This window comes from Micromonospora sp. C97 (assembly GCF_018070385.1).
Classification (GTDB): Bacteria; Actinomycetota; Actinomycetes; order Mycobacteriales; family Micromonosporaceae; genus Micromonospora; species Micromonospora parva.
In genome coordinates, this window is record NZ_JAGPXU010000037.1 from 45,533 (window position 1) to 54,979 (window position 9,447).

Annotated in this window: 9 protein-coding genes; 5 read left to right on the forward strand and 4 right to left on the reverse strand. The window is 72.8% G+C overall.

Annotation, left to right across the window (positions count from 1 at the left end):
* Positions 1-14 precede the first annotated feature (14 nt).
* Both KBX26_RS29860 and KBX26_RS29865 read left to right on the forward strand, forming a co-directional pair.
* The gene (locus KBX26_RS29860) at positions 15-896 is read left to right on the forward strand and encodes an SMP-30/gluconolactonase/LRE family protein (protein WP_030329479.1); all 882 of its coding nucleotides are present in this window, start codon (positions 15-17) and stop codon (positions 894-896) included.
* Between the two features lie 99 nt (positions 897-995).
* A complete protein-coding gene (locus KBX26_RS29865; RefSeq protein ID WP_030329481.1) occupies positions 996-2,099 on the forward strand; it encodes an L-dopachrome tautomerase-related protein in 1,104 nt (367 codons plus the stop codon).
* Positions 2,100-2,216: 117 nt separating this feature from the next.
* Here KBX26_RS29865 and KBX26_RS29870 read toward each other — a convergent pair whose 3' ends face one another.
* Positions 2,217-2,972, reverse strand: a complete 756-nt coding sequence (locus KBX26_RS29870) for a dienelactone hydrolase family protein (RefSeq protein ID WP_030329483.1) — start codon at positions 2,970-2,972, stop codon at positions 2,217-2,219.
* Between the two features lie 164 nt (positions 2,973-3,136).
* On the opposite strand from KBX26_RS29870, the gene KBX26_RS29875 reads away from it, so the two are divergent.
* From KBX26_RS29875 to KBX26_RS29885, 3 genes are all read left to right on the forward strand, one after another.
* The gene (locus KBX26_RS29875) at positions 3,137-3,547 is read left to right on the forward strand and encodes a hypothetical protein (protein WP_156057350.1); all 411 of its coding nucleotides are present in this window, start codon (positions 3,137-3,139) and stop codon (positions 3,545-3,547) included.
* Positions 3,544-3,684 carry a hypothetical protein gene (locus KBX26_RS29880; RefSeq protein WP_156057352.1) on the forward strand — a complete coding sequence of 47 codons (141 nt, stop codon included), beginning with the start codon at positions 3,544-3,546 and terminating at the stop codon, positions 3,682-3,684. The genes KBX26_RS29875 and KBX26_RS29880 overlap by 4 nt, the downstream gene beginning before the upstream one ends.
* 74 nt (positions 3,685-3,758) lie before the next feature.
* On the forward strand, positions 3,759-4,127 hold the full coding sequence (locus KBX26_RS29885) for an SAV_915 family protein (protein ID WP_209444499.1): 369 nt from the start codon (positions 3,759-3,761) through the stop codon (positions 4,125-4,127).
* Here KBX26_RS29885 and KBX26_RS29890 read toward each other — a convergent pair.
* The 3 genes from KBX26_RS29890 to KBX26_RS29900 form a co-directional block, all read right to left on the reverse strand.
* Entirely contained in the window at positions 4,028-6,037 is a 2,010-nt protein-coding gene (locus KBX26_RS29890; protein ID WP_210866935.1) for an FAD-dependent oxidoreductase, read from the reverse strand. The genes KBX26_RS29885 and KBX26_RS29890 overlap by 100 nt on opposite strands.
* A 99-nt stretch (positions 6,038-6,136) precedes the next feature.
* Positions 6,137-6,817, reverse strand: coding sequence for a response regulator (locus KBX26_RS29895; protein ID WP_210859434.1), 681 nt, complete (start codon positions 6,815-6,817; stop codon positions 6,137-6,139).
* Entirely contained in the window at positions 6,814-9,366 is a 2,553-nt protein-coding gene (locus KBX26_RS29900) for a DUF4118 domain-containing protein (protein WP_210866936.1), read from the reverse strand. Before KBX26_RS29900 ends, KBX26_RS29895 begins: the two co-directional genes overlap by 4 nt.
* Positions 9,367-9,447: the final 81 nt, after the last annotated feature.

The following is a 9,447-nucleotide window of genomic DNA, read 5'->3' on the forward strand; positions in this document are numbered from 1 at the left end:
TTGGGAGGAACACCATGGAGCTGACCGAGCCGACCGTCTGGAGCACCGACCGGCTGGAGTTGGGTGAGGGCCTGCGTTGGGTCGACGACCGGCTGGTCCTCGTCGACCTGCTGGCCGGGCGACTGCTGGAGACCGACGGCGACGCCCCGACCCCGCTGCGGGAGCTGCGCCGCCTCGACGTGCCACTCGGCGCGGTCGCCCCGGTGCTCGACCGACCCGGCGAATGGCTGGCCGCCGCCGGGACCGGCGTCAGGGTGCTGCCCGCCATCGGCGACCCCCGACCGGTCGCCGACCTGGTCGGCGACGCACCCGAGCCGACCCGGATGAACGACGCGGTCGCCGACCCGCACGGCCGCTTCTGGGCCGGCAGCATGACGTACGCGATGGCGCCCGGCGGGGGCACGCTGTTCCGCCTCACCCCGGGCGCCGAGCCGGTGCCCGCGGTGACCGGGCTGACCATCCCGAACGGGCCCGCGTTCGACGCGAGCGGCACCACCATGTACCTGGCCGACACCCCACTCGGCCAGATCGACCGGTTCACCGTCGACCCCGGCACCGGGGCCCTGCACGGACGGGAGCCGTTCCTGCGGCTGTCCCCCGCCGACGGCGGCCCGGACGGCATGACACTCGACGCGGCCGACCACCTCTGGATCGCGCTGTGGGGCGGCTCCGCGGTCCGCCGATACCGGCCCGACGGCACCCTGGACCGGGAGATCCGACTGCCGGCCAAGCAGCCGGCCGGAATCTGCCTGGGCGGCCCCGACCTGCGGCGACTCTTCATCGGCACTGCCCGGGTGGGGCTGGACGTGGCGGGCCCGCAGGACGGCGCGCTGCTCGCGGTGGACGTCGAGGTCCCCGGCCTGCCCGCCGCGCGCGCCGCCGCACCGATCGGCTGACCGGAGGCATACCGGACGCCACGGCGGGAACAACCGCACCGCAGGCGGTAACAGCCGACAGGTGGGGAGCGAGCCGATGATCAGCACAGGGTGGGCGGCATGAACGGGCCGGTCGGCGACGAGCCGATGGGGGAACTGGAGCTGGTGCACACCTTCACCGGCCCGATGCCGACCGGGGTGAGCGTCTCGCACCGGGGCCGGATCTTCGTCAACTTCCCGAAGTGGGGCGACGAGGTGCCGGCCACCGTCGTCGAGCTGCGCGACGGTCAGGAGACGCCCTACCCCGACCAGGCGTGGAACGACCCGTCCGGCGACGACGACGCGGGCGCGTTCGTCTCGGTGCAGAGCATCGTGGTGGACCCGGCCGACCGGCTCTGGGTGCTGGACACCGGCAGTCCGATGTTGCAACCCACCAAGCCGGGCGGCCCGAAGCTGGTCCGGGTCGACCTGGAGACCGACACCGTCGCCCAGGTGATCACCTTCCCGGCGGACGTGGCGCTGCCGACGACGTACCTCAACGACGTCCGCTTCGACCTGCGGCGGGGCGAGGCGGGCGTCGCGTACATCACCGACTCCGCGTTCGCCGGGCCGAACGGAATCATCGTGGTGGACCTGGCCAGCGGTGCCGCCTGGCGGCGGCTGCACGACCACCCGTCCACCAAGGCGGAGCCGCTGACGTCGTTCCGGCCGATTGTCGAGGGCCGGCCGTTCCTGGAACGACCGGCCGACGGGCCGCCGAAGCCGGTGGGCATGGGCTCCGACGGCATCGCCATCTCCGCCGACGGCACCCGGCTCTACTACTGCCCGTTGGCGTCCCGGCGCCTCTACAGCGTCTCCACCGACGCGCTGGCCGACCCGGGGGTCACCCAGGAGGCCGTCGCCGCGACGGTTGTCGACGAGGGCGACCGGGGCACCGCCTCGGATGGGTTGGAGAGCGACGACGCGGGGCGGCTCTACATCACCTCGTACGAGCACAACGCCGTGCTGCGTCGACTGCCCGACGGCGGGTACGAGACGCTGGTGCACGACCCGCGACTGCTCTGGCCGGACACCATGTCGGTGGCCACCGACGGATACCTCTACGTCACGGCCAACCAACTGCACCGGCAGCCGCAGTACCAGCGCGGCAAGGACCTGCGGCGCAAGCCGTACGCGCTGTTCCGCACCCGCATCGACGCCGGCCCGGTGCTGCTGCGCCCCTGACCGCGCCAGGGCCCGGCTCCCTCCGCGATCTTGCACTTTCTGTCCCGACAGAAGGGGCATCTACTCCCAAATCAACAACCGGAACTGCAAGATCGACGCATTCTTGGACTCAGGCCGTCAGCTCGTCGGCAGGGTGCGGTCCAGCAGGTCGAAGAGGGCGGCCCAGTGGCGCTCGGTGGCCTGCTCGTCGTACGCCGGGGTGTCGGCCATGGTGTAGCCGTGGTGGGCGCCCGCGTACACCTCTGAGCGGTAGCGCACCCCTGCGGCGTCGAGCGCCTTCTCCAGCGTGGCGATCTGCTCCGGCGTCATCGACTGGTCGGCGTCGGCGTGCCCGAAGTACACCTCACCGGTGATCGAGCCGACGGCGAGGTGCGGGCTGTCCGGCGCGTCGGTGACGATCCGCCCGCCGTGGAAGCTGGCGACCGCCGCGATGCGGTCCGGGTGCGCCTCGATGGCGCGCAACGCGTTCGTGCCGCCCATGCAGTAACCGGTGATCACCACCGGGCCCGGCCGGACGTCGTCGCGTGCGGCCAGGAAGTCCAGGTAGGCGGCGGTGTCCCGGCTGACCACCTCGGGGGTCAGCGCGCCGATCAGCGGCATGATCTGCTCGAAGAGCGCACCGCGCTGGTCCGCGTCGCCGAGCCGGGACAGGTCGAACAGCGGTGCCCGACCGCCCCGGTAGAACAGGTGGGGCGTCAGCACCAGGTAGCCCCGGGCGGCGATCCGCTCGGCCATCTCCACCAGGCGCGGGCGCGGCCCGAAGGCGTCCATGAAGAGCAGCACCGCCGGGAACGGGCCGTCGCCGTCCGGTCGGGTGAGGGACGCGTCCGCCACTCCGTCACTGGTTGCGATGTCCACCGTCGTCGTCAGCACAGTGCCTCCTCGTACGCCGATCTTGGTCCGTTCCGAACGTTACTCGCCGTGTCGGCGTGCCTGGCCGGCAGCCGCGTGAACACGGCGTCAAGAAATGGCGGTGACCCGTCGAAACGGCGTATCGACTGGTGCTCCGCCGCCGCCCGGTGGTGACGATGGGTGCCATGAGTCCTTGGCGGATGACACGCTGGGAACGCGGAGAGCTGCCACCCGACGCCGGCACCGACAACGTGCCCGGCGCGCCCACAACCAGGGCGGACGGGTCGGAACGGCGGCACGAGGCACTGGTCAGCGTCCGGCTCGGCCCGTCCGCGCCCGGCAGCCACCTGGTGGAGTATCTGCGGCACGAGCCGTGCGCCGTCGCCGCGTGGTGGATCGCGGCCGACGTCGACGCTGTCATCCGGCTTGCCGCCGACAGCATCACGGTGCTGCACCGCGCGGTGGCCGACCTGCGGCTACGCGCCGGAGTGGAGGTGGCGGAGGCGAACTACATCCTGCGCGCGCTCGACCTGACCACACCGGCCGACCCGGGTGCCCCGACGGACGCCCAGGCCTGGGCGGGGTCCGCCGCATGAGCCGCCGCACCGGTGCCCACCGGGTCGTGGTGGGCGTCGACCGCTCGTTCGCCGGGATGCAGGCGCTGCGCCGGGCGACGCAGCTGGCCGCGACCATCCGCCGCTTCGCCCGCGACCTCGAACGACTCAGCCGATGACCGCCACCGCGGCGGCACGTGTGGAAAGGACCGACCCGACAATGGACGAGGGCCCGATAATCTACGCCGTTCCGGTGCGTGACCTCCCGGGACGAATGGTGCGGACGGTACGGACCGGCCGCTCCCCGCAGGGGCAGCGGATGGGCATCGCCTTCACCCGGCCCGAGCTGCTGGTCACCGCGATGGGCGCGGACCAGCAGTGGGAGGAGCTGTGCGAGTCGGCGCTGCGCGGCATGCTGCGCCCGCTCGGCATCGACGTGATCCAGGTCGACCCGTTGCTGGTGGCACCACCGCTGGGCCCGACGACCGCCGCCCGCCCGACGACCGCCGCCGGCCCGATCGGTCAGGCGCGGACGAAGCGCACCGCGTCGGCGATGACGTGGCCGTCGGTGTCCTCGGTACGGATCAGCACGCTCCCGTCGGTGCCCGCCGTGAACGGGTAGGTGCCCAGCGGCACCCACTGGCCCCCGGACTGCCGCTGGTCGACGGTCCGGGTGGCCACCCCGCCGGAGTACGCGATGTCGACCGGCACGTTGCTCGCCCGGTTGGGGTCGGCGGTCCAGCGCAGCTGCACGGTCCACGACCCGGAGGCGGGCAGCGTCGGGCGGAACCGCAGTCGGTTGACGCCCTTGGCGGTGTTGCCGTCGTGCTCGTAGTCCGGGCCGTAGTAGCCACCGATGCTGGTGCTGCGCAGCCACGTCCCGGCCCGGGTGATCCCGCCGGCCGCCGCGTTGTCCAGGATCACCTCGCTGGTCGATCCCCATTCCAGCACCGCGCCGTCCTGGCGCAGCCGGGCCTGGAGGGCGGGCACCGACACCGCCTGCACGGCGAGGTTCCCGGCGAGCGCCAACGACGCCGCCGTGGCGGCGGCCTGCCCGAGGATCATGAACACCGGCTCCATCCGGATCGAGCCGTACGCGATGTGGCTCGCCGACAGGCAGACCGGCACCAGCAGGTTGGCGCACTGGGCCTGGTGCGGCACGATCGCCCGGTAGCTGACCGGGTACGGCGACGGCACCCCGATCTGCACGTCCCCCTCGTTGCGCACCCGGCCGTCGACAACCACCCGCTGACAGTTGTGCGAGTCCATCGTGTAGCTGGCCAGGCCCACCGAGTCGGTGGCCCGTACCCGGCCCCGGCAGTCAGCCTCGGTCATCACGTACGCGGAGACCATCCGGCGGGCCTCCCGAATGTAGAGCAGCGGCGGCCAGCCGCCCGTGCCGGTGAACTCGTCGGCCGGCAGCCCCCACCGGGCGGTCGACTCACGCACCGATGCCGGCAACCGGGGATCGTTGGCCAGGAACCACATCATCCCCTGCTGGTAGCTGCGGTGCTCGGCGATGATGCTCTCCCGCGCCGCCCAGGTCGCCGTCGGGTACGCGTGGTTGAAACCGATGTGGTCGGTGGACACCGCGCCGTTGTTGTTGGAGTCGGTCTTCCCACCGCCGATCGATCCGGTGGTGAAGTACGGCCCGGTGAAGCCGGCCTGGATGTGGCGCAGCTGCAGCTCGTACCGGATCGGGTCGTAGTCGGACGGCCTGCCGAACGGGATCCGGTTGGCCGCCTGGGTGAGGCACATCCGGAAGCAGTACGCCTGGATCCGGTCGTCGCCGCTGCCCTGCGGGGCGAGCGGGGTGGTGGAGATGCCCGGCAGCAGGCCGCTGGCGGGCGAGCCGGCCGTCACGTACGGGTCGACCGGGTAGACGAACTGGTGGGTGTTGCGGGACTGCACCCCGTTGATCGTCTCGCCGTAGGCGTCGTTGGACTCCCGCCCGACGGTGAACCCCACCCCGGCCATGGCCAGCAGGTCGCCCTCGTAGCTGGCGTCCACGAACACCCCGCCCCGATAGATCGACCCGTCCTCGGTGCGCAGCTCCGTGATCCGGTTGCCGCTGCGGCCGAGGCTGGACAGCCGCGCGCCGACGACCACGGGGACGCCGGCCTCGGCCAGCATCTCGGCGAAGACGGCTGCGGCGACGCGCGGTTCGAAGGTCATCCGCAGCGGCGACGTCGGCGTGAGGGTGCCGCCGTGGTACTTGACGTACACCCGGCGGTAGAACTCGGCGGCCAGCCCGCCGATGGACGCCTGGACCCCGGTGTCGGTGGCGCCCAGCCCGGCGGTGCTCAGCCCACCGACGTGGCTGGTGGGCTCCACCACCACGGCGGTGTGGCCGAGCCGACGCATGGTGATCGCGGCGGCCAGCCCACCGGAGGTGGCGCCGTAGACGACCAGGTCGGCGGTGGTGACGGCGGCGCGGGCGGGACCGGCCCGGAACGGGTCGGAGAGACCGGCCAGGACGAGGCCGGCACCGCCGGCGGTCAGCAGACGGCGGCGGGACAGGGGCACTGACACGGCGAACTCCCGAGGGGTAACCGGAGGGGACGGTTACAGAAGCACGCCGCTGCCGCTGCTAGCGAAATTCTTCAATCTCTGCCGGCGGGTGTCAACGGTTCAAGGGCGGTAGCGGTAGCCCATTCCCGGCTCGGTGATGAGGTGCCGGGGGCGGGCCGGGTCGTCCTCCAGCTTGCGCCGCAGCTGGGCCAGGTACTGCCGCAGGTAGTTGGTCTCGTTCTGGTACTCCGGCCCCCACACGTCCTGCAGGAGCTGCCGTTGGCTGACCAGCTTGCCGGGGTGCCGCAGCAGCTTCTCCAGCACGCTCCACTGGGTGGGGGTCAACTTGACCTCGGTGCCGTCGTCCCTGCGCACGCTGTGGTCGGCCAGGTCGACGGTGTGCTGACCGATCCGCAACGCCGGCACCGCCTCGCTGGGCGCGCCGAGGCGGCGGGTCACCGCGCGGATGCGGGCCAGCAACTCCTCGACCCCGAACGGTTTGGTGACGTAGTCGTCCGCACCGGCGTCGAGCGCCGCCACCTTGTCCTCGCTGCCGGCCCGGCCGGAGAGCACGATGATCGGCACTGTGGTCCACCCGCGCAGGCCCCGGATCACCTCCACCCCGTCGATGTCGGGCAGGCCGAGGTCGAGCACCACCAGGTCGGGTGGGTGGCTGGCGGCGGCCTTCAACGCGGCGGCCCCGGTGCCGGCGACGTCCACGTCGTACCGGCGGGCCCGCAGGTTGATCCGCAGGGCGCGCAGGATCTGCGGTTCGTCGTCGACGACCAGGATGCGCGTCATTCCGGTGGCCCCTCCGAGCTGGTCTGCGCGGCAGCCGGCAGCCGCAGCACCATGGTGAGCCCACCACCGGGGGTGGTCTCCGGGGTGATGCTGCCACCCATCGCCTCGGCCAACCCCCGGGACAGGGCGAGACCGAGACCGACACCGGTCTGGTTGTCCCGGTCACCGAGGCGTTGGAACGGCAGGAAGACGCGCTCCCACTGGTCCTCCGGGATGCCCGGCCCCCGATCGATCACCCGCAGCTCCACCTGACCGGCGTGCGCGCTGGCGGTGATCACCGGCGGCTGGTCGGGTGGGCTGTAGCGCAGCGCGTTGGCGACCACGTTGACCAGCACCCGTTCCAACAGGCCCGGGTCGGCGGTGGCCGCCGGCAGGTCGGCCGGGATGTCCGTGCCGACGGTCGCGGCCGCCGGGCCAAGTTCGTCAAGCGCCAGGGGTACGGCGTCCTCCAGGCCGACGGCGGTCGCCGAGATGCCCAGCACACCCGCCTGGAGCCGGCTCATGTCCAGCAGGTTCGCGACCAGCCGGGCGAGCCGGTCCAGCGACTCCTCGGCGGTCTCCAGCAACTCCTCGCGGTCGGCCTCGTCGAACTCGATGTCGTGGCTGCGCAGGCTGGTCACTGCCGCCTTCGCGGACGCCAGCGGCGTACGCAGGTCGTGGCTGACCGCGGCGAGCAGCGCGGTGCGCATCCGGTCGGCGGCGGCGAGCGGCCGGGCGGTCGCGGCCTCCTCGGCGAGCCGTTCCTGGCGCAGCGCGACGGCGGCCTGGGCGGCGAACGCCTCGACGATCCGCCGGTCGGCGGCCTCCAACCGCCGGCCGCTGAGCACCACGGTGATCCGGTCGTCGACGGGTACCGCCGTCTCACCGCCGTCGGGGGTGCAGGCCGGCTGCTCACCGACGCTGGCCACCACACACCAGGCGTGCTCCTCGCGGGCCCGCTCCGGACGCCCGCTCGCCTCCTCGGCCAGCTCCAGCACGCTCACCGCGCGCAGGCCGAAGGTCTCCCGGAGCTGGTCCAGCAGGGCGGGCAGGGGACGTTCGCCGCGCAGCACACCACCGGCAACGGCGGCGAGGGTCTGTGCGTCCGCGGCGGCCCGCGCGGCCTCCCGGGTACGCCGGGCGGCCACGTCGACGATCCAGCTCACGGCCAACGCCACCCCGACGAAGACGGCCAGGGCGAGCAGGTTGTCCGCCTCGGCGATGGTCAGCGTCTTGAAGGGCGGGGTGAAGAACCAGTTGAGCAGCAGGCTTCCGCCGAGCGCGGCGACCAGGGCCGGCCACACCCCGCCGACCAGCGCGACCCCGACCACCCCGGCGAGGAACAGCAGGATGTCGTTTGTCAGCGTCAGGTCGGGCAGGGTCCGCAGCAGCACCGTGAGCAGCGGCATGCCCAGCACCGCGAGGCCGAAGCCGAGCAGTCGGCGGCGGCGGGACAACGCCGCCGGCACTGCCGCCGCCCGGCGGCCCTTGCCGGCCTGCTTGTGGGTGACCAGGTGCACGTCGATCGAGCCGGACAGGGCGGTGGTGGTCACCCCGACGCCCCGGGCGAAGATCTGCGCGAGGCGGCCCCGCCGGCTGGCCCCGAGCACCAGTTGGGTGGCGTTCACACCCTGGGCGAAGTCCAGCAACGCGGCTGGCACGTCGGTGCCGAGCACCTGGTGGTACGTGCCGCCCAGGCTCTCCACGAGCACCCGTTGGCGGGCCAGCTGGGCGGGGTCGGCGCCGGCCAGGCCGTCGCTGCGGGCCACGTGCACGGCGAGCAGGTCGGCGCCCTTGCTGCGGGCGGCGACCCGGGCGGCCCGACGGATCAGCGTCTCCCCCTCGGGCCCGCCGGTCAGCGCGACCACCACCCGTTCCCGGGCCTCCCAGGTCGCGGCGATGCCCTGCTGGCTGCGGTAGCGGTCTAGCTGCTCGTCGACCTTGTCGGCCAGCCAGAGCAGCGCCAACTCGCGCAGTGCGGTGAGGTTGCCGACCCGGAAGTAGTTGCCCAACGCGGCGTCGATCTTGTCGGGTCGGTAGATGTTGCCGTGCGCCATCCGCCGGCGCAGCGCCTCCGGGGTCATGTCGACCAGCTCGACCTGCTCGGCGGCGCGGACGATCTCGTCCGGCACGGCCTCCCGCTGGGTGGTGCCGGTGATCTGCGCGACGACGTCGTTGACCGACTCCAGGTGCTGCACGTTGACGGTGGACAGCACGTCGATCCCCGCGTCGAGCAGCTCCTGGACGTCCTGCCAGCGCTTGTCGTGCCGGGACCCGGGCACGTTGGTGTGCGCCAACTCGTCGACCACGGCGACCTCGGGCCGGCGAGCCAGCACCGCGTCCAGGTCCATCTCGGTGAACTCGGCACCCCGGTAGGTCATCGCCCGACGGGGCACCTGCTCCAGGTCGCCGAGCATCGCGGCGGTGTGCTGCCGACCGTGGGTCTCCACGAAGCCGATCACCACGTCGGTGCCGCGCGCGGCCCGCCGCTGGGCCTCCTCCAACATGGCGTACGTCTTGCCGACGCCGGGGGCGGCGCCGAGATAGATGCGCAGTTCTCCGCGTGGCACGGGGACCATCCTCCCTGGTCAGGTCGGCCGGTGGGGCCGCGCCCCATCGGCGCGGCCCCACCCGCGCGGGTGCTCAGCCTG